The organism is Xanthomonas sp. 3793 (assembly GCF_024806835.1).
Classification (GTDB): domain Bacteria; phylum Pseudomonadota; class Gammaproteobacteria; order Xanthomonadales; family Xanthomonadaceae; genus Xanthomonas; species Xanthomonas arboricola_F.
The window spans coordinates 672,600-699,215 of the sequence record NZ_JANTYU010000004.1 but is presented as its reverse complement, the minus strand read 5'-3'; the positions used below and the strand labels follow the sequence as shown (position 1 = coordinate 699,215).

Here is a 26,616-nt window from a genome sequence, read left to right as displayed (position 1 = left end):
CGCAGCGGCCGGCGACCGCCCTGCTTTAGAGGGCGCGCGCCTGGGTTGCCGATGTCCGCATCAGCTCACGCTCAGCTGTGTGGCGGGGACGGCGGCTGCGGGGCTGCCGAAGCGGCCGGCGCATCGGCTGCCGGCGCGAGCACCGGCGGGTGCTCCGGATCCACGCCGGCCTCGCGCAACTTGCGGTGCGAGCGCACCCGTTCGTCGATCACCGCGGTGATCAATGCACCGACGAAGAACACGACCGAGGCGTAGTACATCCATACCAGCAGAATGACCAACGTGCCCATCGAACCGTATGCGCTGCCGGGCGCGGCGGTGGCGATGTACACGCCAATGGCATAGCGGCCCAGCGCAAACAACAGCGCGGTGATGACGCCACCCAGAAACGCCTGGCGCCAATCCACGGTGCGGTCGGGCAGATAGCGATACAGGAATGCAAACGCCAGCGAATACAGGGCCAGCGTGGTGACATAGCCCACGGCCGGCAGCACCGACGGCAGGCGCGCAAACACCACCTGCAACGCAGTGGTGGCGATCATCGACACGATCAGCAAAAAGCCCAGCGCCAGGATCACGCCGAACGAGAACACGCGCTTCTTCAGCCACGCCATCAACCCGTCCAGGCGTTGCTTGTCGGTGCGAAAAATCAGGTTCAAGGCGTTCTGCAGCTGCGCAAACACCGCCGTGGCGCCGATGAACAGCAGCAGCGTGCTCCACAAGCCTGCCAGCGAGCCAACGCCGGGCTGATCGGTGGCGTTGCGAATGATGGTCTGGGCGACTTCGGCAGCGCTGCCGCCCGCCAGTTGTGCAACCTGCTGCACCAACGCGTCCTGCGCAGGCGGATACAGCGAGGCCGTCAGCCATAACAGCAGGACCAGCAGCGGTGCCAGCGACAAGAGTGCGTAAAACGACAACGACGCAGCCTGCGTCATGACGTCGATTTCGATAAAGCGGTTCAGCAGCGCCATCGGCACGCTGCGCTGCAGACGGCTCACGTGCTTATGCAGATAGGCGGTTGAAAGCGTCGTCACCGTCGGGAACATCCTTGGCGCATACCGTTGTGCGCGCAGGAGGGTCGCAGCAAGGTCGGTATGCGGGAAGACCTTGCCCACGCCTGCGCTGGCGTACCCGTTCTAGCAGGGCCAAATCGAAGGAGGGGTGAAAGCGCGTGCGTGCGGCGCTCTGTGCATCTGTCAATCGGCGGACACTGCGCCTGGGCAGTGCGCGATGCGGCCGCTGTCTCGCGCCCTTGGACAAGGGGGCGCGTCGTCGGCGTGCAAGCGTCGTTGAAGGTCTTGCGTACGGCGGCCTTGCACCGAGGCATCAGCACGCACTCCGGCGACACAAACCGCCCAGCATCTACAACGAAGGCGGCGCCGATGACGACTCACCGACGCACTGCAGTCATGCACCCCCGCTGCCCGCAGTGCCCTGGCGTTTGGTGCAGGGCAGGGCGGACCGATCAGCCTGCCAGGTGCTGCTTGACCAGGGTCGAGACCAGGCCCATGTCGGCCTGACCGGCCAGCTTGGGCTTGAGCGCGCCCATCAGCTTGCCGATATCGGCCGGGCTGCTGGCGCCGGTCTGCGCGATGGCAGCCTGGATGGCGGCGACGATCTCGGCTTCGCCCATCTTGGCCGGCAGGTAGCGCTCGATCACCACGATCTCCTCGCGCTCGATCTGCGCCAGGTCCTCGCGTGCGGCGGCCTCGTACTGGGTGACCGAGTCCTTGCGCTGCTTGACCATCTTGTCGAGCACGGCGATCACCGCGGCATCGTCCATCTCGATGCGCTCGTCCACTTCCTTCTGCTTGATCGCGGCGTTGATCAGCCGGATCACGCCCAGGCTGTGCTTGTCGCCGGACTTCATGGCGGCCTTCATGTCATCGGTAAGCTGCTGCTTGAGGGGCATGCGGTAACTCCTGGTTACATAGTGGGGAGGCCGGCGCGCTGCGGTGGCAACGTGCATCGGCTGAATGGACGGGATGGCGATGCGCGGCGGGAGCCGGCGGCGTCGCATCGCCCAACAGGTCGTTCGATCCGGTCGGCGGACCAATACAAAAAGCCGGCGACGCTTGCGCGTGCCGGCTCTTGGGCTCTCTTCGATGGGCCGCGCCTACAGCGCAGACCCACCGGCAAGAACCGCGTTCGATCAGTACAAGCGCTGGCGCTTGGTGACGTCGCGCGAGGAACGACGCAACTGACGCTTCACAGCAGCGGCAGCCTTGCGCTTACGCTCCTGGGTCGGCTTTTCATAGAACTCGCGCTTGCGGGTTTCGGCCAGCACGCCGGCCTTTTCGCAGGTGCGCTTGAAACGGCGGAGCGCAAATTCGAAGGGCTCGTTCTCGCGGACTTTAACGCTGGGCATGGGTTCTCCAGATAATGGGATTTCCGTCCGGGAGCCCCGGGCGGGTGCGAGCGGACTCGCGTGACGGAATTTCCGGGTTGCCCCGGCGAGCCGCGCATTATAACGACTTGCAGGCGGCCTGCAAGCCCTTGCCGATATTTACCTCGACAAGCCCGTCAGAGCGTGCGTTTGCGCCCGATCCGGCGCTGCGGATGCGGGCGCGCAGCATATCGCCGACGGCGCATCTGCGCAGTACAAAAGCTGCGAAAATAGGCGCCTGTTCTCCCTGCCGAGCTGCCGTGAAAGTCCTTGGGATCGAATCATCGTGCGATGAGACTGGCGTAGCGGTCTACGACACCGCCTTGTCCGGGGCGCCGGCGCTGCGTGCCCATGCGGTCTATAGCCAGATCGCGCTGCATGCCGAGTACGGCGGGGTAGTGCCGGAACTGGCCAGCCGCGACCACGTACGCAAGCTGTTGCCGCTGATCCGCCAGACCCTGGGCGAGGCCGGTTTGGGTATCGACGAACTCGACGGAGTGGCCTATACCGCTGGCCCGGGCCTGGTCGGCGCGCTGCTTGTCGGTGCCGGTGTGGCGCGGTCGCTGGCCTGGGCACTGGACGTGCCGGCGATCGGGGTGCACCACATGGAAGGCCATCTATTGGCGCCGCTGATGGAAGACGACCCGCCGCAGCCGCCGTTCGTGGCGCTGCTGGTCTCCGGCGGCCACACCCAGTTGGTGTCGGTGAAGGCCCTGGGCGAGTACGCCGTGCTCGGCGAGACCCTGGACGATGCGGCAGGCGAGGCCTTCGACAAGACCGCCAAGATGATGGGCCTGCCGTATCCGGGCGGCCCGCAGCTGGCGGCGCTGGCCGAAACCGGCACGCCGGGACGCTACAAGTTCGCGCGGCCGATGACCGACCGGCCGGGCCTGGATTTCAGTTTCAGCGGGCTCAAGACCCAGGTGCTGCTGGCGTGGCGCGCCAGCGACCAGTCCGACACCACGCGGGCGGACATCGCGCGCGGCTTCGAGGATGCGGTGGTGGAGACGCTGGCGATCAAATGTCTGCGCGCGCTGGATGCGGCCGGCTGCAACACGCTGGTCGTGGCCGGCGGGGTGGGCGCCAACAAGCGCTTGCGCGCGCAGCTGCACGAGGCCGCGCAGCGTCGGGGCGGCCGGGTGTGCTTCCCGCGACCGGCCCTGTGCACCGATAACGGCGCAATGATCGCCTTCGCCGGCGCGCTGCGGCTGGAAGCCGGCGAACGCGCCGACGCGGCGGTGCATGTAACGCCGCGCTGGGATATGGCTGCGCTGCCGCCGCTGGAGGCGGCGGCGCGGGATTCGGGAGTGGGGATTGGGGGTTCGTAGAAGCTGGTCCCTCTACCTGCTGTCTGTCGCGCTCTTGCCAATCCCGAATCCCCACTCCCGAATCCCCAATCACGGCTCCCAATGGACAAAGTTTTTATCGAAGGCCTGGAAATCGATGCGCTGATCGGCATCTACGACTGGGAGCGGCGGATTCGCCAGACGCTGCGGTTCGATCTGGAGATGGGCTTCGACAACCGCATTCCGGCCGCCAGCGACGACATTGCCGATACCTTGAACTACAAGGCGGTGAGCAAGCGGTTGATCGAGTTCGTGCAGGCCTCGGACTTCGGGCTGGTCGAAACCCTGGCCGAGCGCTGCGCGGCGATCGTGCTGGACGAGTTCGGCGTGCACTGGCTGCGGTTGAAGCTGAGCAAGCCTGGCGCGGTGCGCGGCGCGCAGGCGGTGGGGGTGATCATCGAGCGTGAGCGGACGGGCTGAAGGCCGCCGTCCGCTGCGGCCATGGGCCAGCCCCGGAGATCCGACCGGCGCTGGCCCAGCGATCCACAACCACCTACAGATCCACACCACCAACGCGCGTTTCAACCGGACTCTACAAACCCCGAATCTCGAATTCCATCTCCCGACACTTGCCCCCTCGCGGTCGCGTCAGGCTAGAATTGACGGCCATGTAAACGTTTTCTCAAGGATCTCATGGCTGCTGATCGCATCGAAACCCTGATTGCCCGGATGACCGTCGAAGAGAAGGTCGGCCAATTGGGTGTGTTCGCCGACATGGTGCGGCCGTTCGCACCGGACGTGAATCCCGAAGCCAACGTGCGCAATGCCGACGAGGTGCTGCAGCAGGTGCGCGAAGGCCGGGTCGGCTCGCTGTTCAACGGCGTGGGCGCCGCGTTGGGTGTGCAGATCCAGAAGGTGGCGGTGGAAGAGAGCCGCCTGGGCATCCCGGTGATCCTGGCGGCCGACGTGATCCATGGCATGCGCACGGTGTTCCCGATCCCGCTGGGCGAAGCGGCCAGCTTCGAGCCGGAGCTGGCCGAGCGCACCGCGCGCGCCACCGCGATCGAGGCCACCGCCGCCGGCCTGCACTGGACCTACGCACCGGCCGTGGACATCGCCCGCGACCAGCGCTGGGGCCGTGGCGCCGAGGGCGCCGGCGAAGACGTGGTGCTGGGCGCGGCGTTTGCCGCCGCGCGCGTGCGTGGCTTCCAGGGCAGCGATCTGAAGGCCGACGACGCGTTGCTGGCCACCCCCAAGCACTTCGCCGCCTACGGCGCAGTGGCCGCGGGCATGGAGTACAACACCGTGGACATCGCGCCGCAGACCTTGCGCGATGTGCATCTGCCGCCGTTCAAGGCCGCCTTCGATGCCGGCGCATTGAGCGTGATGTCCTCGTTCAACGACATCAACGGCGTGCCGGCCAGTGCCAATCACGAATTGCTGACGCAGATCCTGCGCGGCGAATGGCAATTCCCCGGCGTGGTGATTTCCGACTACACCGCCGACATGGAGTTGATCGCGCACGGCTACGCGGCCGACGAGCGCGATGCGACCAAGAAGGCCTTCCTGGCTGGCCTGGACCTGAGCATGCAGAGCGGCTTCTATGCCGCGCATCTGCCGTCGCTGGTGGAAAGCGGCGAGGTGCCGATGGCCACGCTGGATGCCAGCGTGCGTCGCATCCTGCAGCTGAAGGAGGCGATCGGCCTGTTCGACAACCCGTATCGCTCGCTGGACCCGGCGCGCGAAGCCGATAACGCCCACCTGCCTGCACACGATGCATTGTCGCGCGATGCGGCGCGGCGTTCGATCGTGTTGCTGAAGAACGACGGCGCGGTGCTGCCGCTGCGCAAGAGCGGTCAGCGGATCGCGCTGATCGGCCCGTTCGTGCAGGACCGCGAGAACATCGAAGGGTGCTGGACGTTGTTCGGCGACAAGGCGCGCTACGTGACCCTGGAGCAGGGCGTGCGCGCCGTGGTCGGCTCCGACTATCTGAGCGTTGTGCAGGGCTGTGGCCTGGAAGAGGCGCTGCCGGGCGGTATTTCCGCGGCCATCGATGCCGCGCAGGCTGCCGACGTGGTGGTGCTGGCGCTCGGCGAGCCGCAGCGTTTCAGTGGCGAAGCGCAGTCGCGCACCGAGATTACCTTGCCGCCTGCGCAGCAGGCGCTGGCCGAAGCGGTTGCCGCCACCGGCACGCCCATCGTGGTGCTGCTGCGTAACGGTCGCGCGCTGGCGCTGCATGGCGCCGTGCGCGATGCGCAGGCGATTGCGGTGACCTGGTATCTGGGGACTCAGACCGGTACCGGTGTTGCCGATGTGCTGTTCGGCGATTACAACCCGTCCGCGCGCCTGCCGATCAGCTTTCCGCAGGTCACCGGGCAGCAGCCGTACTTCTACAATCATCTGCGCACCGGCCGTCCCGAGCTGCCGACGTTGTCCGAATACAAGGCGCGCTGGCGCGAAATGCCCAACGAGCCGCTGTATCCGTTCGGGCACGGTCTGAGCTACACCACGTTCGCCTATGCGCAGCCGCAATTGAGCGCCGCGCAACTTGGCTGGGACGACACGCTGACCATCACCACGCGCGTGACCAATACCGGAACCGTTGCCGGCGAAGAAGTGGTGCAGTTGTATCTGCACGATCGCGTGGCAAGCCGGGTGCGTCCGGTGCGCGAACTCAAGGGGTTCCGCAAGGTCTTGTTGCAGCCCGGCCAGCACATGGATGTGGTGTTCACGCTGACGCGCGAGGCGCTGGCGTTTACCAATCCGAAGGGCGTGTTCGGTGCCGAGCCTGGTCTGTTCGACCTATGGGTGTGTGCATCGGCCAAGAGTGGCGAAGCGGCGACGTTCGAGTTGCTTGGCGTCTGAGTGCGCTGGCCAAGACGGTGGAGCACCATCGCGGCGATAGGTCGTCGTCTGCGATGCGATCACGTGCAAGACCTGATCAAGACGCCGCTGGCTGCCGCTTGTGATGGCAGGGCCGTTGTCGCGTGAGGTGGCAGGGTGAGCGGGCCTTGCCTGCTGCCGCAGCGCAGGTGCGTGCCGACATCGGTGCACGCGCACCTTGATGCCATCGTTTTGATGCCATCATTGCTGCAGGCGGATATGCGCGACAGCGCACCGGCCTCCGCTGCCAGCAATAGATCGTGCCCGTGCTGAGTGCGAAGCGCCGGCCAGAGAAAATCGCCGGCATGGGATGCACATGGTGATGCAAGACAGAGCGCGTCCCCCTATGCCTCCGGCACTGTCTGCGCATCGAGACGCGCAGACAGTGCCGGCAATGGCCTAGATCGCGCCGCTCACGCGTCGTTTTCCACCGCGGCCTTGCTCTTGGGCGTGAGCTTGAGCAGACGGCCGGTGCTGCCGCTGGCCTCGTCTTCCAGCAGCCACAGCGCGCCATCGGGGCCTTGCTCCACTTCGCGGATGCGTGCGCCCATGTCGTACCGGGCAACTTCGCGTGGCTGATCGCCCAGCGAGACCTGCACCAGCGCCATCGACGACAGGCCGCCGATGAAGCCCTGGCCGCGCCACGCCGGGAATTGCGTGCCGTTGTAGATCACAAAACCCGCCGGCGAGATCACCGGCGTCCAGCTGATCTTGGGGGCGGCAAATTCCGGGCGCGTGTTGTGGTCGGGAATCGGCCTGCCGTCGTAGTGATCGCCGTTGGAAACGATCGGGTAGCCATAATTGGCGCCGCGCTGGATCAGGTTGAGCTCATCGCCGCCTGCCGGGCCCATTTCGTGCTCCCACAACCGGCCCTTGCCGTCGAACGCAATACCCAGGATGTTGCGATGACCCAGCGACCACACCTGCGCGGCCACGCCACCTTGCGCGGCGAACGGGTTGTCGGCCGGCACGCTGCCGTCGTCGTTGAGACGGATCAACTTGCCGAGATTGGCTTTCATGTCCTGCGCCGGATCGAACTTCTGGCGCTCGCTGGAGGTGATCCACAGCTTGCCGTCCGGGCCAAACGCGAGCCGATGGCCGAAGTGGCCATTGCCGGAGACCTTGGGGGTCTGACGCCAGATAACCTTGAGCTCGGACAAGGTGCCGCCTCCGGTGGCATCCAGCGTGAGCTTGGCGCGCGCGACTGCCGCGCCGCGGGTGTCGCCCTGGCCGGGTTCGGCGTAGCTCACATAGACCAGGCCGTTCTTGGCAAAGCGCGGATGGGCCAGGACATCGCCAAACCCACCCTGGCCACCGTAAGCGACTGCCGGAACACCGGTCACCGCGCTCTTGCGCTGGGTCTTGGGGTCCAGACGCATCAGCGCGCCGCGCTTTTCGCTGACCAGCAGCGTACCGTCGGGCAGGAAAGTCATTGCCCAGGGCTCGTCGAAGTCGGCGACGGTGGCGGCCTGAAAGGGCCATTGCGCCTTGGGGATGGAGGCCGCGGGAGCGGCCGCAGGTGCGGCCAGGGCGGCACCGGTGGTGAACAGGGTGGCCGAACAGGCCAGGGCGAGCAGACGACGGATAGACATGAGGTCCTCCAGGGGATGGGCACGGTCGCGCTGCAGCCCTCCCGCAACGTGTTCCGCGTCGGGTTTTCAAGTACCTTACACGACGCTACCGGGGCCGCCCTTGTCGCAGGTCACTCTCCGCAGGCCGGCCGCGTCTCACATCGTTGTTTCATCATGCAGTTTCACCATGAAAAGGAGTTTCCATGGCCACGCAAAAAACCTCGTTTGCCTTTATCGCCGCGTCGTGGGCCGCTTTGCTGGCGGGCGGCGCTGCGTATTTGATCGGTCTATGGAACGCGCAGATGTTGCTCAACGAGAAGGGCTATTACTTCACGCTGCTGTTGTTTGGCCTGTTCGCATCGGTGTCGTTGCAGAAGAGCGTGCGTGACCGCGCGGATGGAATCCCGGTGACAGGCCTTTACTACGCCATCTGCTGGTTTTCGCTGATTATCGCGCTGGTGCTGCTGGCAATCGGCTTGTTCAACGCCACCTTGCTGCTGAGCGAAAAAGGCTTTTATGCAATGGCGTATGCATTGAGCCTGTTTGGCGCAGTGGCCGTGCAGAAGAACACCCGCGATGCGATGGAAGCGGATACGACTGCATACACCTCGCGCGTCGCGCCGCCGCCATTGGACTGACTGACAGGCACTGGCACTGAGACGACAACGCCACCGTGACGGTGGCGTTGTTGGTTACGGCTTGGATTTGCTGTCGCCAGAGACGAAATCGGTGGCGTTTTCCCACGCGCGCTTGACGGCGTGGCGCGCCTTGCTCCAGCTCAGGCCATCGGTGCCGCGCTTGGCTTCCCAGTCGCGATGCAATTCGGCCTCGACCTGATCGTAGGCACGTGCATTCTCGCGGATGCGTGCTTCATGTCCTACGAGATAGGCGCCTTCGTAATCTTCGTAACGGTCGCCTTCGGTGTAGTACGGCTCTTCGGTGAAACGCTCACGCCAGTAATTGGATACGTTTTGGCTGCGGTCCTCGTCCGGTGCGCGGCCCGGGATCTGGTACGGCACGTTCATGCTCGTCTCCGTCGTTGCGAATGTGCGAACCAAGCTAAGCAGCGAGGTGTTAACAGCGCGGCACGCGAGGTGATGGTTGGGTCAAGACCCGCCGCAAGTGCAGTTGCAGTTGCATATCGCTCGGCGATCGGGAACAGGTGTGCTGCGCGCACCCGCAGCCCATGCGTTTCATACCGCTGCCGAGGCTGACTGGTATGGCAGCGATTTGGCGCCAGCGGCGGCGACTGACGACTCCGCCGCCTGCAGCGCCTGTTCGTCGGCATCGATGACGACCAGGACGCGGCCGGCCTCGATTTCGTCTTCGAACTGACGCCGTACCGGGTCGGGCACGGTGGCGCCGACCAGGGCCGACGACCAGCTGCCCACCAGGGCGCCGGCCAGGGCCATCACGCCCACGCCAGCCAGGGTCAGGCCGATCGGCGGTACCGCCACTGCCACCAGGCCTGCCACCAACCCGGCTGCGCCACCGGTGGCTGCACCGCGCGCTGCGGCGGGCACGAAATCGGTCTTGGCATCCTTGCGCTCGTCCGGCACATCGTGCAGTTCGATATCCGAGCGTGCGATCAGCGACAACGCCTCATTGTCGATGCCGGCGCTGCGCGCGGCCTGCAGCACGCGTTGCGCGCTTGCAAGATCGGGTGTGCTGTAGACGCGGCGCAGTTTCATCGCAAGCTCCCATGCAGGTGAGGGCGCAGCGTTGGGCGTACCCGGTTAGAGGTGCGTGAGCGCGGCGCGAGCGCGTTGCGAAGCCGCTACACCGGCCCGCGCGGAAACAGGTAAAACGCCCAGCCCACCAGCAATGCCACGCCTGCCGCGGCCAGATTCTGCCAGCTGGCGCTGGCCAGCAAGCCGAGCGACAGCAGCAAGGCCGCGATGGGAATAAGCGGGCCTCCCGGCAACCGCAACGTATCGGTGCGTTGCCGATAGCGGCGTGCCAGCACGATCACCGCCGCCGCCGTGCCGATGTAGGCGAACAGGCGCGTGACCATCGACAGCAGCGCCAGCTGGGTGAACGAACCCGACAATGCGAGCGCCAGCGACAACACGCCCTGGGTGAGCACCGCTGCTGCGGGGGTATGAAAACGCGGATGCACGCGCGCCAGAAACGCCGGCCCGTAACCGTCCTGCGCAAGCGCAAACAAAAAGCGCGGCCCGAGCATCACCGTGTTGCTGGTCGTGCCCAGGATGGAAATGGTGGCGCCCACGGTGAGAATCAGCGCCAGCGCTTCGCCGCCGAAGCCGCTGGCTGCATCCGCCAACGGTGTCGGCGAGGCCGCGAGATTGGGCAGCGTGCCTTGTGCGACAACCTGCACCGCGGCATAGATCAAGGTCACCGTCACGATCATGGTGATGAGCGCAAATGGCACGTCGCGGCGCGGATTGCGGTATTCGCCGGCAGCTGCGGGAATGTTCTCGAAACCCGCGTATGCAAACAGCAGCAGCAGTGCGGCTTCGCCGAGATTGCCCAGGTCGCGCAGGTCCGGGGACGTGCCGGCAAACGCCCACGACCAGTCCACATAGAACAGCCCGATCGCCACGAACAACAGCAACGGCACCAGTTTGCCGATCACCAGCGCGATGCCGGTACGCGCGGCCGACTTCACGCCGATCACGTTGATCGCGGTCAGCACACCCAGCGAGCCGACCACCACCAAGGTACGCGCCCAGGCATCGGTGGAGGCGGTGGGCCAGAACCGCGCCACCGCATCGGCCAGGCCGTTGCTCAAGGCCGCCGCCGAGCTGATGCGGGTGAGCCAGATCATCCAGCCGATCTGGAACCCGACAAACGGGCCAAACGCCTCGCGCGTGTAGAGATAACTGCCGCCGGGCGTGTCGAAATAACTTGCTGCCTGCGCGTAACACAGCACCAGCAAGGCCACTGCCAGCCCGGCCAGCATCACCGCCCACAGGCTCATCGGCCCCAGCAGTGCAGCGGTGGCCGCAGGCAAGAGATAGATGCCGCTGCCGATGACATCGTTGATCGACAAGCCGACGATCTGCCAGCGGCTGACGACACGCATCAGGCCGGTGCTATCGGGCGGCGGCGTTGGCGTGCTCATGGGGCGGCCTCGCCCAGCTCGGGCAGCTGCCATTGCGCTTGCAGGCGCGCATAGTCGGCACGCGGCAACAACACGAATAGCGGCTTGTCGGCAGGTTTCAACCACGCCAGCAGACGCTGCATGTCGGCAGGCTCCATCGCCGTGCAGCCAGCGGTGAACTGCCCCGGCGTGCGCCACAGATGCGCAAAGATGCAGCTGCCGCGCCCGGCGATGTTGTTGGGGTTATGCGCGATGACGAAACCTTCGCGGTAGCGCGCATCGCCGGGATGGCGCAGATCCAGGCGCATAGGCTCGGTGGAGCCGGCCACCGCCGCTTCACCGACCTGCGCGGCATCGACGATGCGGTTGTACAGCGGCGAGCTGGGCACATCCATGCAGTAATGCGTGGCGCTCATCGCCTGATACGGCATGGCGCTGTCGATGCTGGTGGAATACCCAAATGCCGGGCCGATGGCGAACACCCCGGCCGGACTGCGGCCATCGCCTTCGCGTTTGTGCGGACCTTGCGACTGTGCCGGGTGCAGACCTTCGCCCCAGGCGCTGCCGTGACGGCCGAGTGCCACGGCAAATCCGGGTGCGGCCGGTACCCATGTGCCATCCACACGCGCAAAGGTCTGCAGTCGTGCCTGGGTGCTGTTCCAGTCCGGTGTGGTCACCACGATCAACGCCCGTGCCTGCCGCAGCGCCTGGATCGGCTCGCCTGCTTGGACGCCGCTGCTGCACAGTGCGAGCGCCAGCAGCAGGGTGGATCGCAACAGGATGGCAAGGCGCATGCGGACTCCGGACGGCAAGGGACGAGCTGGTGAGGAATGCGGTGTCTCTGTGCGGACGACGACACGCGTGCCGCACCCGATGGCATCGGGGCGGGCAGGCCTACTGTACCCAGCAATGCGGGTGTGTGGCGCATGGCGATGACGACTGCATGTGCGGGCCATGGCGATGCCCTGGAATCGCCATCGTTGCGTGCATGGTTTTTTGCCGTGCGGATCACGCAGGCAGGCGGCGAGGGCATGCCTGCGTCCCAGTCGAGCGCTCCGTCGCTTGACGCCCGATATGCCGCCTGCGATGGCCAGGTCAGTCGGGCAGCAGTTCCAACCCGCGGATGCGGCGGATGCCCAGGCCTGGCGAATCATCGATATGGATCTGCGCCTCATCGAACTGCACGCCGCCCTCGGTAGGATCGAACTGCCCCAACGCCGGTGCATCCAGGTCGGCCAGGGTGATGCTGTCGGCCTTGGCCACCGCCAGATGCACGGCGGCGGCGACGCTGATGCTGGATTCGATCATGCACCCGATCATGCACGGTACGCCGTACAGCGCTGCGATATCGGCGATGCGGATGGCATTGGACAGGCCGCCGGTCTTCATCAGCTTGATGTTGACGATGTCGGCCGCGCGGCGCTGAATGATGTCGATCACCTGTATTGGCGAGAACACGCTTTCGTCGGCCATCACCGGGGTGTCGATGCGCGCGGTGACGAAGGCCAGGCCATCGATATCGGCGGCCTTGACCGGCTGTTCGAGCAATTCCAGCACGATGCCGGCGTCTTCCAGCATGCGCATGCTGCGCACGGCCTGTTTGGGTGTCCAGCCCTGGTTGGCATCCAGGCGCAGCGATGCACGCCCATCGACGGCTGCGTGGATCGCCTTGACGCGTTCGACATCCGACGCGCTGTCCTTACCCACTTTGATCTTCAGCGACCGATAGCCGCGCCCCAATGCCGACTGCGCCTGCGCCACCATGATGTCGATGGTATCGGCACTGATGGTGAGGTCAGTGGTGATGCGCGGGGTGCCGCCCCCAAGCAGCTGATAGAGCGGCGCGCCGAAGGTCTGCGCCCACAGATCGTAGAGTGCGATCTCCACTGCGGCCTTGGCGCTGGTATTGCGTTCCAGCGCATGTTGCACCAGCCCGCACAGTCGATTGAGGTCAGCCACGTCCTGGCCGATCAACCGCGGTGCGATGCAGTGACCGATCGCGGCGATGATGCTGCCGTGCGTATCGCCGGTGATCGGCGCGGTGGCCGGCGCGGCGCCATAACCGATATGGCCGCTATCGGTTTGCAGCAGCACCACCACGTCCTCGATCGCCTGCACGGTGCGTACCGCGGTCTTGAACGGAGTTTTCAACGGCACGCGCAGCATGCCAAGGCGGAAGCCGGTGATCTTCATGGGGAGCCAATTGGCGCGATGCGCTGGATGCGGGTGATGCGATCGACGAAGGGCGTGCCATCGGTGGTCAGCAACGGCAACAGCGGCGTCACCGAGACGCCGTTCAGGCGCGCACGCTGCACGCTGCCATCGGCAGCGCGATAGTTGGCGCCGGCGACATCGTGGATCACCCAGGGCGCGCCACGCTCATGCCCGATCACCAGCATCACGTGGCCAGGGATATAGATCAGGTCGCCGATACGCAGCTGCGCCAGCTGCTGCAGACGTTGCGGCTGCGGTGCGCGTGCATCGAACGCAACCGTGCGCAAAGCCGGGCTGCGTGCCTGATCGCCGGTATTGCGTGGCAGCGCAATCCCCAGGCTGCGGTAGATATCCAGCACAAAACCGCTGCAATCGCGTGCATCGTAATCGTTGCCCCAGCCATAGCGTTCGCCGAGGAACTTGAAGGCCTGCCGCAGCAACGCGGCATCGGTTGCCGGCAAGGGACCGGCGTGCACATCCGCGCCGCGCGGGACCAGGGCCGGCACCAGCTGCAAGCGACCATCGACATCGCGTAGCGGCAGTTGCACCACGTGGGCAGCCAGTGGAAGTTGTCCGTTGACCGGCTGCTGCGATGGCCAGTCGACATCCAGGGGCAGGCTGGTGCCCATGTCCAGCGACAGTGCCGAGACGGCGGGTAGCTCCGGGGTGTATGCAGTCTGCACGCGGGCACCGGTCACCAGCATGCGTGGACCGCGTTGTGCGTACCGCAACACCTGCTCGCGGCTGCCTTCAGCGATCCGGTCGGCAGCGATCCACGCTGCATAATTGGCTGCAAGCACGAACCGCCAAGCACCATCGGCACTGGTGTGCAGCACCGCGACCGGCGTGCCTGGGTACAGGGCCGACTCCTGAAAGCGGTCGATATCGAGATCGTCGGGACTGGTGAATACGCGCTGGGTGGTGGGGAAGGTGCGCAATGCCGCACGCTGGACCACCAGCGCAAACTGCACTGCCACCGTTGCGGGGAGCGCATCCAATGCCAGCGTGCGGCGCAACTCCGACAGGCGCACTGGGTCGATGACATGTCCATCGGCGCCGTAGAGCGCACGCGTCGGCGGCGCCGACAGTGCTTGAATTCGCGCACGTACCGCGTCGCCGGGCATGACCTCGGGCAGCTGCGACAGATCGTGCATGGACGCATCGTCGCGCAACAGGCGGGCATTGAAGGCGGCGATCTGTGCCGCGTTCAAACGCGGCAACCGTGCATTGCCGCTGCGCTGGATCCAGTAGTCCGCTGTCAGTTGCGCCTGGCTGACCGCAAAGGGGGCCACAGGTGAAGCTGAAGTGCTGCCGGGCGCTGCGCTACCGGGCAGCGCAAGTGCCATCAACAGCAACGTCAGCAGGCGGCGCGACAAGGGCATGAACATCTCGGAGTGAGTGCATGTGGGTCTGCAATGCAGCGTGGAGGGAAGCACGGCGCGCCGACCTTCACCTCCTTGCCGCTGCAAGCGTGATGATGAGTGTACGCGGGACGCCTCGGGGTGCGCAGACCGCAAGCGGTGATCGCTCCTCCGCAGGCATGCGATTTGCGGTGGTCTGATGACGTGCTGCCGCCATGGGGTGCTTCGATCGATGGGGCGTTGCTGCGGAGATCGCGTTGGGGCCAAGGTGGGAGCGTCGCTTTGCCATCCGCATGGTCTGCAGCCAGGCAGACTCGCCGGAGCCCGTTCACGCGGCGAACCACCTGCGACCGGTCACAAGCCACCGCAGTTACCGTCAGCGGCCGTGGCCGTGACCCGGTGTCGGCGTCTGCTCTCGTACACTGCAGCCGTCAGCATCCGCATCGCGCTGGCGTCGATTCGCCAGATGGAGTCAGCCGCTCTGAGTGCCTTCAAAAGAAATCCGATGCCGCCTACTCCCCATCCGTGTTCATTGGCCTGGCTGCGGGCCATGGTCTGCATGGCCGCGCTGTCGCTGGGTGCCTGCGCGCACGCGCCGCAACGCAACCCGCTTGCGCAGTGGGTGCCGTCGCCCAATTACGACGCGCGGCGGCCGATCCTGATCGTGCTGCACTTCACCGACCAGAACTCGGTGCAGCAGAGCCTGAGCACGTTGCGTGGGCGCAACAGCGGCGGCCGCGTCAGTGCGCATTACCTGATCGGCGAGGATGGGCAGCGCTACCAGTTGGTCAGCGATGCGCAGCGCGCCTGGCATGGCGGTGCCGGCCGCTGGGGCACCATCACCGATATCAATTCAGCCTCGATCGGCATTGAGCTGGACAACGACGGCAGCGAACCGTTCGCACCAGCGCAGATCGACAGCCTGCTGGTATTGCTGGAAGACCTGTGCACGCGCTTGCGCATCCCGCGCACCCAGATCGTCGGTCATGAAGACGTCGCTCCTGCACGCAAGAACGACCCGGGGCCGCTATTCCCGTGGAAACGCCTGGCCGATGCTGGCTTCGGCCGCTGGCCCGTACCCGATACGCCACCCGCACCGGCGGATTTCGATCCCTGGCAGGCGCTGGCCCTGCTGGGCTACAGCCTCGACGACCCCGCCGCCACGCTGCAGGCCTTCCATCACCACTATCGCGGCAACAGCGCCACTACGCTGGATGCCGAGGATCTGCGGATATTGCATGCGTTGACACGACCACCGAATTCGCCGGCTGTGCCGCTTACTCCGGGCGCGCTCCGAGCCAAGTGACACGGTGCATCGCGTTGAGCGGGTTCAATCGGCGGCAGTGCGGGCCGCGTTCTGTGTGGGAGGGGGGGGCGCTGCCTTCCTGGACTGAGGTGCTTTCGGTCAATCCACTGGACCTGCATCGCATTCTTGATAGGATTTTCTCCTGACAAGAATGGAAGGCTGTCAAGAATGGAAGGCTGTCGCGTGATGAATCTCGGGAAGACAGCGCTGTGGGCGGCAGCGATGCTAGTCCTTGCTGGTTGCTCGGATAAGGCCATCGACACCGGGCAGGCCGGCGCGCCGCCGGCGCCCACCGAGACGACACCCGCAACGCCGGCGGCACCGCCCGCGGCGCAGCCCCGGCAGATCGTCGCCGACGTACCGGCCCCGGGGCAGGTGCTGAATGACATTTATGGAATGAAGGGCGATGGGTCAGCGTCCTATACCGTCGATAACGGTGCGCTGGCCGCCTTCTGGTATGGCTATCGCTTCGACTTGGGCGGCAAGCACTATTACACCGGCTTCGCCAATGCCGGGCCGGGAACGTATGGCAAGGCAGAGGAACGCGACGGCCCAGACCCCGGCGTTGGCGTCGCCATCAGCCAGGCGACGTATGTGCTCGACGACGTTGCTGGCAAGTCGGCATGGACACTGTTTCACGCGCAGCAGTGGGCTGGCGATTTCGGCGCAAGTGAAAACGCCGATCCGCTCGATGAAAAGCGCGAGCCGCAAAGTACGGAAACCAAGGACGGTCACCTGCTTCTGGCGGTGCCCACCAAACGGTTTGCACCCGGCGTCAGCAGCCTGGGCTTTGCCATCTTCAGCTTCGATCCGAACAAAAACGACCTGGGCGATTACAAGGGCTGGGTTTACCTGGGTACCGTTGTGACCGGTGGCGACAACAGCGCAGCGTGCGACGACAGCGGGACGATGAAATGCGCCTCCAGCGCTGGAACGCTGAGCTTTGAGCCGGGCAAGACCGGTTCGATGCCGACACTGCGGGTTGTCATGAAAGGCACCGCCGTCTCCGGTCCAGGCAAGGTCCGTGTCCTGGACGCCTCCGATACGGTGACCTACACCTTCGATGCTTCCAGGCAGCAGTACACCCCGCCGCTGGATCAGTGAGCACTATTCGAGCACCTTCGTGCTTTTTTACTCATTTCCCGTTGCGTGGCGCTAGGCGTTCAAGTGCTTTGCGTCAGTCTCCATCCCTCTCAAGGAACAGTCTCAACGATGCCAGCTCTCAAAACTCTGCCCCTTTTGTCTGTGATGACGCTGTGCGTGCTGACCGCTGCCTGTGGCGGGCAATCGCAGTCGGCCGATCAATCCCTCGACTCCGCTGCCGCGACCACTGATGCGTCGGAGACCTCAGCGGACGGCATGGAGTCCAGGGCTACCTCAGAACAACCAACATCCAGCTCGTCCGCTGGCCAAGCTCAGAAGTCCACACCCTCACCATCAACAGGAGATTCCCCCGTGCTACGCCCTTCTTATGATGACTGTATTACTGCTGCTGCAGGTGCGACTCCCGCAATGCAGGACTGTATTGCGGCCGAACATGCGTACCAGGATGAAAAACTCAACAAGGTCTATAAGGCCTTGATCGAGCGGCTTGGTGATGAGGACAAGAGCAAGCTGCGCGACCAGCAGCGTCAGTGGATCGCAGATCGCGACGAGAAATGTTTATACGATCCCGATAGCGGACAGGCGGGCATCGTGGATGCAGCGCAGTGCCGCCTTGAAATGACAGCGGAACGGGCTGCGCAGCTGGAGTCGCGCTGAGCCGTGAAGTTGCCGGTCAATTCTATTGGTAATTTCCATGTCAGGGAGATAAGGCGATGAGCGGCAAGGATTGGGAATTAGGGCAAACTTCGAAGCACTATGAAACAGGCGGCCGGGGCGCGAGTACCGTGTCGTCAGGTATCGACGATCCTGGTGGCGTCTCCTATGGTTCGTATCAGATGACCTCTCAGGTCAAGACCAAGGAAGGGGCGGTGATCGTTGGCGGAACCGTTGCGGCCTTTGTGAAAAGCAGTAAGTATGCAGACGATTTCGCCGGGCTGACCCCCGGCTCTGCCGACTTCAGTGCCAAGTGGAAAGAATTGGCAAAGACCGACACATCTTTCGCACAAGAGCAGCACGACTACATCAAGCGCACCCATTACGACAAGCTTGTGGATCGACTGGAAGGCAAGGGGCTGGATTTGACGAGTCGCGGTCCGGCTGTACAGGACGCGCTCTGGAGCACTGCCGTCCAGTATGGTCCCGGCAGCGATAAGCGGCCGGGCGGATCTGGCGTCTTCCTTAAAGGACTCGAAGAAAAATTCGGTAAGGGCTACGACGTTTCCAAGCTTTCGGACAAGGAGATTGTCAGTGCCGTCCAGGACTACAAGGCGGCGCACGTCAAGGAACTCTTCCCGCGGGTGGAAAAGCAGAAGACGCTGGATTCATTGAAAAACCGCGCAGAAAACGAAAAGGCGGATTTGGTCAAGTTGGCTGACCTGGACAAGACGGTGACGCAGTCAGAGGCTACACCGTCCAGTCGGGATAAAGCGCCAGCCGATAAGGCTCCGTCCGATTTGCATGCCCAAGATGGCGGGATATTGAAGCGGCATGAGCACGGTCCAGCGGTGAAAGAACTTCAAGACAAGCTTGCGTCGCTTGGCTATATGGAAGCCAAGGACGCCATTGGTACCTATGGGCCCAAGACAGAGGCCGCAGTCGAGAAGTACCAGAGGGATAGCGGATTGAAAAGTGTCGATGGCAAAGCCGGTTCAGAGACGCTTGCATCGATCAATGGAGCAGTGCAACGTCAACAAGGCGTCGATCAGCTTCGCCGTGCCGATCCGTTGTTTGACCAGGCGGTGACCCAGCTGGAGAAGCACGGCCCCAACGGTGGCTTCAAGAATCGCGATGAGATGCAGCGGGCGGCCGGCCAGGTGGCGTTCGAAGCCAAGGTCAGCGGCATGTCGCGAATCGATGACCTGGTGGCAAGCACCGACGGCAAGGGTCTGATTGCGGTACAGCGCAATCCGAACAATCCCCTGGACGTCAATCGTGCATACGTGGACAGGCATCAGGCCGCAACCGTGCCGCTGCAGCAAAGCCAGCAGCAACTGGCGTCCGAGACGCAGCGGCAAAGTCAGGATGAGCAGCGGACCCAGGCGGCAACGCAAGCTGCCCCGTCGCGGTAAACGCCGGGATACCGGCCGTGCTTCACCGGGCGCGGCCGGTATCTGTGAGCCGTTGCAGATTGCACTGCTGCACGCGCGATCGCGTCAGGCTATGGCTGTCGTGCAAATGCGGCGGTGCCCCTTGCAGTTGCAGTGTGCGAAGCGTTGTTTGATGCATGCGTCTCTGCGACATGGCCATTGTCAGAAATGCTAGTGACGCATTCGAGCAATGCGAGATATCCGACTCGAGCTCAGCATCGGGAATTCCCAATTCCAATTCCCAATTCCCAATTCCCAATTCCCAATTCCCAATCCCCAATCCCCAATCCCCAATCCCCAATCCCCAATCCCCAATCCCCAATCCCCAATCCCGGCGCAGCAAGGCCCAGCTCGGACCATCCAGGCGAAGATGCCACATCCCAGACATGAGTCCCGTGGTCCAGCTGGCAATTACCTGCATAGAGCGCCTCGGCAAAGGATTGATCTGGCGTTTCTTGCTGCGCCGATCGCCTATGCTTTGCAGATGACGGATCCACGCCCAGCCCACATTCCCGCAGTGCCTTCGGGCCGCCAGAAGCCTACGCTGCCCTGGCTGTTACTTGCAGCGGCGTTTGCAAGCACATGCTTTGTTGCCACCGCAGCGCCGGTCATTTCGCCGGCGACCACTGCTGCCGACGTGGGTCTGATCGACGTGGGCACGCTCGCGCCGGAGATCGCCGTCGACATGCGCTATGCAGGCAGCAATAACTTCACCGGGCGCGTGGTGCCCGGGTATCTCGCATCACGGTGTTATCTGTTGCGGCCGGCAGCCGAGGCATTGACACGGGTGGCGCGTACGCTCAACGCAGCAGGCTATCGCCTGCAGGTGTTCGATTGTTACCGGCCGGTGCGGGCGGTGCATGCATTTGTGGCGTGGGCGGCGGACCTGCAGGATCAGGTGACCAAGCCGCAGTACTACCCGCGTGTGGACAAGCAGGCATTGTTGGGCGACTACATCGCCGAGACCTCGGGACATAGCCGCGGCGCCACCCTGGACCTGGGATTGCTGGATTGCCGTCACGGTGCATGCCGCGCGGTTGATATGGGTACCGACTTCGATTTCTTCGATCCGCGTGCGCATACCGATGCAGCCGATCTCAGCGGTGCGCAGCGTGCGAATCGTCAGCACCTGTTGCGCGCCATGGCGGCCGAAGGCTTTGCCAACTACCCGATGGAGTGGTGGCATTTCACCTTCCGCCCCGAGCCCACGCCACAGACCGCTTACGATGTGCCGGTGGAGTGAGCGCGGCCATGTGCAAGCTGCGCTGGTTTTAGGCGTGCAGTGGCTGGAACGCTCGTACACTGCACCCCTTGGCGTCGCGCTTGCCGCTTCGCCGGCTATTGGCCACGCTGCGGCCGCTGCCTGAGGAATCGTCATGTCCGACCCGGAACGTTTTTTGGATATCGCCTGCCCGTACTGCGGGGAGTGGATCACGCTGACGCTGGATCTCACCGGTGGCGATCAGCAGTACATCGAAGATTGCCAGGTGTGCTGCAAGCCGATCTCGGTCAGCGTGCAATGGGACGAGGATGGCGAGGCGCAGGTGACCGCGCGCGGTCAGGACGATTGAGGCGGACTTGCGGACACGGTCTTTGCGCAGCGCTGCAGCAGGCCGCGCAACATGCCGGACCCAGTCAGGCGCGCGCCTGACTCGCCATCGCCGCTGCCGTGTTCGCGTGCTCGTCCACCGATTCGGCGACGCCTGCGGATCCCTTGCCCTTAGCCGCTAGACTGGCACGCCTGCTGCCTGGATTGTCACGATGAATCTGCCCCTGCACTTCGGCCTGCTCGGTTCGCTGGAGGCAGGCCTGATTGCGCTGGTGCTAGGGGTGCTGTTGTTTGCCGCTGTCGAGTACATCGGCCGACGTCTGCAGTTCACCCACGGCCACACCCTGGGAATCGCCTGCCTGCTCGCGGTGGCCATCGGTGCCGGCTACGACATCTGGAACCTCGTCTACACCAGCATCGTGCGGCTGGAGTCGCCGCTGTATGCGCGGCTGGCCCTGGCAAAGATTCACGACCCCAACGAATTAGGTTCGCGCGTCATCCTGCAAGTGGCCGGTGCACTTGCGGGCGTCGTCCTAGGTTGGAAACTGTTCAGCTCCGGAAGCTGGGATGACGAGGCCCCGGGCCCGTAAACGACGGTGGAAAAACGCGGTCTGGTTCTCAAAAACCGCGCTGTTGAATGCGCTGCTTCTGTTTGGCTCACCAGCCGCTAACAGGCGGCTAAACACAACGTTCCGCGCGATGGTTAAGAGGACGTTTTGCGCGAAATTACGCCGGGTTGGGCGTTCATTTGCGATGGGTAGGGTGGTGCCATGTGCGGCGACACCGCGCATTCCCAAGCCAAGGAGACCACCCAATGAAGAATCGCAACCGCACCTCGCTGCTTGCCGCCACCGCCGCTCTTGCCGCCGCTCTTGCGCTGCCGGCCATGGCGCAAAGCACCTCCCAGGATGCTGCAGCGCAGTCGGGAAGTTCGGCCACCGGTGCCCAGAGCGGTAGCTCCAGTTCCAGTGGCGGCGGGCAGACCTGGGCCAGTGTCGATACCGATAGCGACGGCGCAATCAGCAAGCCCGAAGCCCAGGTCAACGCCGGGCTGGCGCAGATCTTCGACCAGGCCGACGGCGATCACGACGGCAAGCTGACCCCGGATGAGTACAAAGCCTTTGTCGCCACCCAGCAGAGCGGCGGCGGTGCCAGCGGCTCGCAGGGGAACTGACCGGTATCGTGCCGCGATCACCAGCCCGTACGGCTACAGACAGCCTTCAATGATCGAAGAGGAGCTTTTGTAGGTAGGCAAGCCGACCACGCCTTGCGCGTTGGGTCGGGATGGATACACGGGGGCGGCCTGCCAAGGCCGCTCCCGTTTTCTTTACGTCGGGCACGTTACGGTGAAGTGCTACAACTCCGGCCTTCTTCCATGGTGCAGCTGCGCATTATCATACTGGCGGGTCTATCTGGCCCGCTGCTGGCGTTTGCCGCGCCCCCGGAGCTGCCACCGGCGTCTACGCAGCAACCGCTTGCGCCGCCTGGCTCCAGTGCCCCGGCCATGTCGCCTCTGCCGATCGAGCCGCCACCACCTGCAACGACGCCACTGCTTCCCACCGATCCCGCCGGCCCGGTCCGCCCCAGGAGCGGCGCCGACTCCTCGGTGGCCGCGCCGGCCGGGACGCTGGTACCGCGCAGCTTCCGCAGTCTGGATAGCGATGCAGACGGCTCGCTGACGCGGGAAGAAGCCGGGGCCGATCCGATCCTGCGCGAGAACTTCGCCGACTTCGACAGCAACGGCGATGGGCGCCTGTCGCGCGACGAATTCGCCAGCTACCAGCCCGGCCCGGGCGACGCTGCGGGCGACTGACGCAGCAGCGCATCCACGCGCTGCTAGACTTGCGCGATGACAGCTCTGACACAGCGCGACGGCCAGGCGATCCAACTGGTTGGCTTCGATGGCGACGATACCCTCTGGAAAAGCGAGGACTATTACCGCAGCGCCGAAGCGGATTTCGAAGCGATCCTGGCCGGTTATCTGGACCTGGGCGACAGCCGCATGCAGCGGCATCTGCTGGCGGTGGAACGGCGCAACCTCAAGGTGTTCGGCTACGGCGCCAAGGGCATGACCTTGTCGATGATCGAGACGGCCATCGAACTGACCGACGCCCGCATCGACGCCCGCGACATCCAGCGCATCGTCGAGATTGGGCGGGCCACGCTGCAACATCCGGTGGAAGTGATTGCCGGAGTGCGTGAGGCCGTCAGCGCTATCGCCGCCGACTATGCGGTGGTGTTGATCACCAAGGGCGATCTGTTCCATCAGGAGCAGAAGATCGCCCAGTCCGGCCTGACCGACCTGTTCCCGCGGGTCGAGGTGGTGTCCGAGAAAGATCCCGATACCTACGCGCGCGTCCTCGGCGAATTCGACCTGCCGGCGCAGCGCTTCGTCATGATCGGCAACTCGTTGCGCTCGGACGTGGAGCCGGTGCTGGCGATCGGCGGCTGGGGCATCCATACCCCCTACGCGGTGACCTGGGCGCACGAACAGGACCACGGTGTCGCCGCCGACGAACCGCGCATGCGCGAAGTGCCCGATGCCGCAGGCTGGCCGGCCGCCGTGCATGCGCTGGATGCACTGGCCAGGCAGCACGCGCTAAGCTGAGCGCCGTGGCACGCGTCCGCCGGCCGGCAGGGGAGCGGCTGCGGCCGCTTGGGATGTTCGTTCCGTGCCGACGCGCCTTCAATGGTTGCACCGCCGTGGTCATGGCGGGATCTTCCATCGCGGGAGCCAGGGCGGTCGCTACCTGGCGCCGCTTCGCGGATGCAACGAAAATCAACATGCGGGCGCATCGCAGCGCCCGCCAACAGGACGTTCCGGCCCGCACGCGTGCATGCCGACCTTGGAGGGATTACCCATGAACATGTTGTCCATCACCCATCGTGCAGCGCTGGTCATCGCACTTGGGCTGCTCGTCGGCACCACACCGCTTGCGGCTGCCGAGTTGGAAGAGGAAATCATCAACCCCAGCGAGGTGATCTTTCGCGACGGGCAGCCGTACTACGACGATGCGGGCGACTACGTGCGTCTGCGCACGCGCAAGGTGGGTGGGGAGATCGTGTATTTCCGCACCGTCCGCTTCGACCGTGAGCAAGGCTATGTGGATGCGCACGGCGAGAGCATCGCAAAATTGCAGTCCCGCCCGACTGCAAGCGATCGCGGTTCTGCGTTTTCGCCCGATCGATATTCCGACGTTCGCTACGGCGGTGCCTATGGCGGCTATGGCTACGGCCGCGAACTGCGGTTGGGTGCATCGCGCAATCGTCCGTATGGGCAGATCTACTACGGCAACGGCCTGTATGGGCCGGACCCGTACAGCAGCCCGCACAACCGCGATGCGCGCCAGCGTTACATCGGTCCCGGCTACGTGGGCTCCTGCGATCTGAGCGGCTGCCGCGAAGTGCATTCGATCGGCTTTTACGATCTGCGTTGACACGCGTGTGGCCTGACACCGGCGCGGGCATGCGGCATCATCGGGGCATGCCCGTCTTACGCTCACCTCGGTTGCGATCGCTGCCATTGCTGGTTGCCGTGCTGGTTCCGGTACTGGCGGTGGCGCAGGGCGTGCCTGCGCCGGCTGCCGGCACCCGGACGCAGGAAGCCGCACCGGCGGTGACGCCCGGCACTGGCGATGCGTGGGTGGACCAGCATCTGGCCGACATGGGCAGCTATGCGCAGCGCTACCCCGACAGTTTCATCGATGAGGTTGCCCGTTATACCGAAACCCCGCGCGGCTACGTGCAGGCGCTGCTGCAGGTGCATGGCTGGCATGCCGGCGACATCTACTTCGCCTGCGCGTGGGCGCACACGGTGCAGCTGTCGTGCCGCGACAGCGTGCGCGCCTACACGCGCGATCATCGCGATGGATGGGAGGGCGTGATCACGCGGCTGCCGGTGGCGCCGGACAACGCGCATCTGCGCGCGCTGCGGCACGCCATCGTCGCCAGCTACGACCGCTGGGAACGGCCGATCACCCTCGATGCGCTGCTGCGCCGCCAGCTTGGCGATCACGCGCAGCGGCTGGAGGCCGCGCGCGAGGCCAGCGAAGCGGCCGACGCTGCAGCCCAGGCGGGGTTGTAACGCGCAAGGCATGTCGCAGGTCCGCAGCCGCAGCCGGCTGTCTGCGCGCCAACGCGCGGGCGCGATGCTGCCGTGCAGCTGGTCGCTAAGGGGCGTGGTCGGCGAGAATGCGGTAACGCTGGCATCGGCCGGCCTCTGCCAAGACCACGCCATGCGCGATACCGTGTTTGTTTCTTCCGACCACATCCGCAGCCTGTTTGCGCAGGCGATGTCGGACATGTATCGCGCCGAGGTGCCGTTGTACGGCGACCTGATGACGCTGGTGGCGCAGGTCAATGCGCAGACGCTGGAAGCCGATCCGGCATTGGCAGCGCGGCTGCAGCGCAACGACGAGCGCGCACGACTGGATCTGGAGCGGCACGGCGCAATCCGGGTCGGCACGGCGGCGGAACTGGCCACCTTGGGGCGCCTGTTTGCGGTGATGGGCATGCACCCGGTGGGTTATTACGATCTCTCGGTGGCGGGGGTGCCGGTGCATTCCACCGCGTTCCGCCCGATCGACGAGGCAGCGCTGTCGGCCAATCCGTTCCGCGTGTTCACCTCGTTGCTGCGGCTGGAACTGATCGAGGATGCCGCGCTACGTGCGCAGGCTGCGCAGATCCTGGAGCAGCGGCAGATCTTCACCGATGCTGTCGTGGAGTTGATCGAACACTACGAGCGTGTCGGCGGGCTCGATGCCGGGCAGGCGCAGCGCTTCGTGGCCGAAGCGCTGGAAACCTTCCGCTGGCATGGCGATGCAACGGTGTCGCTGCCCACTTACCGCGCGCTGAGCGATGCGCACAAGTTGATCGCCGATGTGGTGAGCTTCCACGGCCCGCATATCAACCATCTGACCCCGCGCACGCTGGATATCGACGCGGCGCAGGCGCAGATGCAGCGCGCCGGCATCGATGCGAAGGCGGTGATCGAAGGGCCGCCGCGTCGGCGCGTGCCGATCCTGCTGCGCCAGACCAGTTTCAAGGCGCTGGAAGAGCCGGTGCGCTTTGTCGGCGACGGCGGGCAGCCCGAACACGGCACGCATACCGCGCGCTTCGGCGAGATCGAACAGCGCGGGCTCGCACTGACGCCCAAGGGCCGCGCGCTGTACGACGCACTGCTGGCGCAGGCGCGCGACGCCGATGGCGCCGGCAGCACCGGCACCGATTACGCCACGCGGCTGCAGACCGCGTTCGTGGCCTTTCCAGACGACGAGGCGCTGCTGCGTCAGGAAGGGCTGGGCTACTTCCGCTATGCGTTGACCGATGCCGGCCGCGCCGATCCGGCGCAGGTGGCCGCACTGCCGGCAGAAACGGCGATCGCGCTTGGCCTGCTCAGTGCCGATCCGATCATCTACGAAGACTTCCTGCCGGTCAGCGCGGCCGGCATCTTCCAGTCCAACCTCGGCGGCGCCGAGCAACGCGCCTACGCCGCACATTCGAGCAAGCGCAGTTTCGAGCAGGCGTTGGGCGCGCAGGTGCACGACGAGTTCGCATTGTATGCGCAGCTGGAGCGGGAGTCGCTGCAGGCGTTGCTGGTGTAGCAGTCACAGCGCGGCGTGCGCGTTTGCAGGCCTGCTGTCTGCCGGCTTTGTCGCGCATGGCGTGTCGTGATCGCGCAGTGCACATTGCCAGAATGTGCGCCGCTGCGGAGTTGGATGGCGCGTACCTTGAAGCATCGGAACAAAGAAGCAATCGAGGTTTTGGCTAGTCTCGGCATCTGGACGCGGTCGGGCGCTTTGGCTT

At 64.9% G+C, this 26,616-nt stretch carries 27 protein-coding genes; 17 read left to right on the top strand and 10 right to left on the bottom strand.

Annotated features, from left to right (window positions below):
* Window positions 1-71: 71 nt before the first annotated feature.
* The 3 genes from FHY18_RS16575 to rpsU all read right to left on the bottom strand — a co-directional run bounded on the left by FHY18_RS16575 (window position 72) and on the right by rpsU (window position 2,368).
* Complete coding sequence (locus FHY18_RS16575) at window positions 72-1,115, bottom strand: YihY/virulence factor BrkB family protein (protein WP_259156930.1); 1,044 nt, start codon at window positions 1,113-1,115, stop codon at window positions 72-74.
* 350 nt (window positions 1,116-1,465) lie between these two features.
* Entirely contained in the window at window positions 1,466-1,912 is a 447-nt protein-coding gene (locus FHY18_RS16570; protein WP_126946494.1) for a GatB/YqeY domain-containing protein, read from the bottom strand.
* Between the two features lie 240 nt (window positions 1,913-2,152).
* Window positions 2,153-2,368 carry a 30S ribosomal protein S21 gene (gene rpsU / locus FHY18_RS16565; RefSeq protein ID WP_002808376.1) on the bottom strand — a complete coding sequence of 72 codons (216 nt, stop codon included), beginning with the start codon at window positions 2,366-2,368 and terminating at the stop codon, window positions 2,153-2,155.
* Between the two features lie 278 nt (window positions 2,369-2,646).
* On the opposite strand from rpsU, the gene tsaD reads away from it, so the two are divergent.
* From tsaD to FHY18_RS16550, 3 genes are all read left to right on the top strand, one after another.
* Window positions 2,647-3,714: a tRNA (adenosine(37)-N6)-threonylcarbamoyltransferase complex transferase subunit TsaD gene (gene tsaD / locus FHY18_RS16560; RefSeq protein WP_259156905.1), complete on the top strand. Its 1,068-nt coding sequence runs from the start codon at window positions 2,647-2,649 to the stop codon at window positions 3,712-3,714.
* A gap of 81 nt (window positions 3,715-3,795) precedes the next feature.
* Window positions 3,796-4,152, top strand: a complete 357-nt coding sequence (gene folB / locus FHY18_RS16555) for a dihydroneopterin aldolase (protein ID WP_259156904.1) — start codon at window positions 3,796-3,798, stop codon at window positions 4,150-4,152.
* Window positions 4,153-4,365: 213 nt separating this feature from the next.
* Window positions 4,366-6,537 carry a glycoside hydrolase family 3 N-terminal domain-containing protein gene (locus FHY18_RS16550; protein ID WP_259156903.1) on the top strand — a complete coding sequence of 724 codons (2,172 nt, stop codon included), beginning with the start codon at window positions 4,366-4,368 and terminating at the stop codon, window positions 6,535-6,537.
* A 431-nt stretch (window positions 6,538-6,968) separates the two neighbouring features.
* Here the strand turns inward: FHY18_RS16550 and FHY18_RS16545 are convergent, their stop codons facing one another.
* Entirely contained in the window at window positions 6,969-8,147 is a 1,179-nt protein-coding gene (locus FHY18_RS16545; protein ID WP_259156902.1) for a PQQ-dependent sugar dehydrogenase, read from the bottom strand.
* A 182-nt stretch (window positions 8,148-8,329) separates the two neighbouring features.
* Between FHY18_RS16545 and yiaA the strand changes: the two genes are divergently transcribed.
* A complete protein-coding gene (gene yiaA, locus FHY18_RS16540; RefSeq protein ID WP_259156901.1) occupies window positions 8,330-8,764 on the top strand; it encodes an inner membrane protein YiaA in 435 nt (144 codons plus the stop codon).
* A 54-nt stretch (window positions 8,765-8,818) separates the two neighbouring features.
* On the opposite strand, the gene FHY18_RS16535 is transcribed toward yiaA, so the two are convergent.
* From FHY18_RS16535 to FHY18_RS16510, 6 genes are all read right to left on the bottom strand, one after another.
* Window positions 8,819-9,151, bottom strand: a complete 333-nt coding sequence (locus FHY18_RS16535) for a hypothetical protein (protein WP_259156900.1) — start codon at window positions 9,149-9,151, stop codon at window positions 8,819-8,821.
* A gap of 168 nt (window positions 9,152-9,319) precedes the next feature.
* Entirely contained in the window at window positions 9,320-9,817 is a 498-nt protein-coding gene (locus tag FHY18_RS16530; protein WP_259156899.1) for a hypothetical protein, read from the bottom strand.
* An 86-nt stretch (window positions 9,818-9,903) separates the two neighbouring features.
* Window positions 9,904-11,211, bottom strand: coding sequence for an APC family permease (locus FHY18_RS16525; protein ID WP_259156898.1), 1,308 nt, complete (start codon window positions 11,209-11,211; stop codon window positions 9,904-9,906).
* Window positions 11,208-11,984, bottom strand: a complete 777-nt coding sequence (locus FHY18_RS16520; RefSeq protein WP_259156897.1) for a L,D-transpeptidase family protein — start codon at window positions 11,982-11,984, stop codon at window positions 11,208-11,210. Before FHY18_RS16520 ends, FHY18_RS16525 begins: the two co-directional genes overlap by 4 nt.
* 301 nt (window positions 11,985-12,285) lie before the next feature.
* Complete coding sequence (locus tag FHY18_RS16515; RefSeq protein ID WP_259156896.1) at window positions 12,286-13,383, bottom strand: dipeptide epimerase; 1,098 nt, start codon at window positions 13,381-13,383, stop codon at window positions 12,286-12,288.
* The gene (locus FHY18_RS16510) at window positions 13,380-14,786 is read right to left on the bottom strand and encodes an SH3 domain-containing protein (protein WP_259156895.1); all 1,407 of its coding nucleotides are present in this window, start codon (window positions 14,784-14,786) and stop codon (window positions 13,380-13,382) included. The genes FHY18_RS16515 and FHY18_RS16510 overlap by 4 nt, the downstream gene beginning before the upstream one ends.
* Window positions 14,787-15,270: 484 nt before the next feature.
* On the opposite strand from FHY18_RS16510, the gene FHY18_RS16505 reads away from it, so the two are divergent.
* From FHY18_RS16505 to FHY18_RS16445, 13 genes are all read left to right on the top strand, one after another.
* The gene (locus FHY18_RS16505) at window positions 15,271-16,071 is read left to right on the top strand and encodes an N-acetylmuramoyl-L-alanine amidase (protein ID WP_259156894.1); all 801 of its coding nucleotides are present in this window, start codon (window positions 15,271-15,273) and stop codon (window positions 16,069-16,071) included.
* Window positions 16,072-16,257: 186 nt separating this feature from the next.
* Window positions 16,258-17,175 carry a hypothetical protein gene (locus FHY18_RS16500; protein ID WP_259156893.1) on the top strand — a complete coding sequence of 306 codons (918 nt, stop codon included), beginning with the start codon at window positions 16,258-16,260 and terminating at the stop codon, window positions 17,173-17,175.
* Between the two features lie 108 nt (window positions 17,176-17,283).
* Window positions 17,284-17,832 carry a lysozyme inhibitor LprI family protein gene (locus FHY18_RS16495; RefSeq protein WP_259156892.1) on the top strand — a complete coding sequence of 183 codons (549 nt, stop codon included), beginning with the start codon at window positions 17,284-17,286 and terminating at the stop codon, window positions 17,830-17,832.
* Window positions 17,833-17,888: 56 nt separating this feature from the next.
* Window positions 17,889-19,244, top strand: coding sequence for a peptidoglycan-binding domain-containing protein (locus FHY18_RS16490; protein ID WP_259156891.1), 1,356 nt, complete (start codon window positions 17,889-17,891; stop codon window positions 19,242-19,244).
* A 571-nt stretch (window positions 19,245-19,815) separates the two neighbouring features.
* Window positions 19,816-20,505 (top strand): M15 family metallopeptidase, encoded by a 690-nt coding sequence (locus FHY18_RS16485; protein WP_259157000.1) that lies wholly within the window; start codon window positions 19,816-19,818, stop codon window positions 20,503-20,505.
* Window positions 20,506-20,638: 133 nt separating this feature from the next.
* Window positions 20,639-20,833 carry a CPXCG motif-containing cysteine-rich protein gene (locus FHY18_RS16480; protein WP_259156890.1) on the top strand — a complete coding sequence of 65 codons (195 nt, stop codon included), beginning with the start codon at window positions 20,639-20,641 and terminating at the stop codon, window positions 20,831-20,833.
* Window positions 20,834-21,023: 190 nt separating this feature from the next.
* Window positions 21,024-21,401 carry a hypothetical protein gene (locus FHY18_RS16475; protein WP_259156889.1) on the top strand — a complete coding sequence of 126 codons (378 nt, stop codon included), beginning with the start codon at window positions 21,024-21,026 and terminating at the stop codon, window positions 21,399-21,401.
* Between the two features lie 224 nt (window positions 21,402-21,625).
* The gene (locus tag FHY18_RS16470; protein ID WP_259156888.1) at window positions 21,626-21,985 is read left to right on the top strand and encodes an EF-hand domain-containing protein; all 360 of its coding nucleotides are present in this window, start codon (window positions 21,626-21,628) and stop codon (window positions 21,983-21,985) included.
* 201 nt (window positions 21,986-22,186) lie between these two features.
* Window positions 22,187-22,624, top strand: coding sequence for an EF-hand domain-containing protein (locus FHY18_RS16465; RefSeq protein WP_259156887.1), 438 nt, complete (start codon window positions 22,187-22,189; stop codon window positions 22,622-22,624).
* A gap of 36 nt (window positions 22,625-22,660) precedes the next feature.
* Window positions 22,661-23,419: an HAD family hydrolase gene (locus FHY18_RS16460; protein ID WP_259156886.1), complete on the top strand. Its 759-nt coding sequence runs from the start codon at window positions 22,661-22,663 to the stop codon at window positions 23,417-23,419.
* A 253-nt stretch (window positions 23,420-23,672) separates the two neighbouring features.
* Entirely contained in the window at window positions 23,673-24,248 is a 576-nt protein-coding gene (locus tag FHY18_RS16455; protein WP_259156885.1) for a hypothetical protein, read from the top strand.
* 29 nt (window positions 24,249-24,277) lie between these two features.
* Entirely contained in the window at window positions 24,278-24,895 is a 618-nt protein-coding gene (locus FHY18_RS16450; RefSeq protein ID WP_259156884.1) for a hypothetical protein, read from the top strand.
* Between the two features lie 151 nt (window positions 24,896-25,046).
* On the top strand, window positions 25,047-26,414 hold the full coding sequence (locus FHY18_RS16445) for a VOC family protein (RefSeq protein ID WP_259156999.1): 1,368 nt from the start codon (window positions 25,047-25,049) through the stop codon (window positions 26,412-26,414).
* Window positions 26,415-26,616 lie beyond the last annotated feature (202 nt).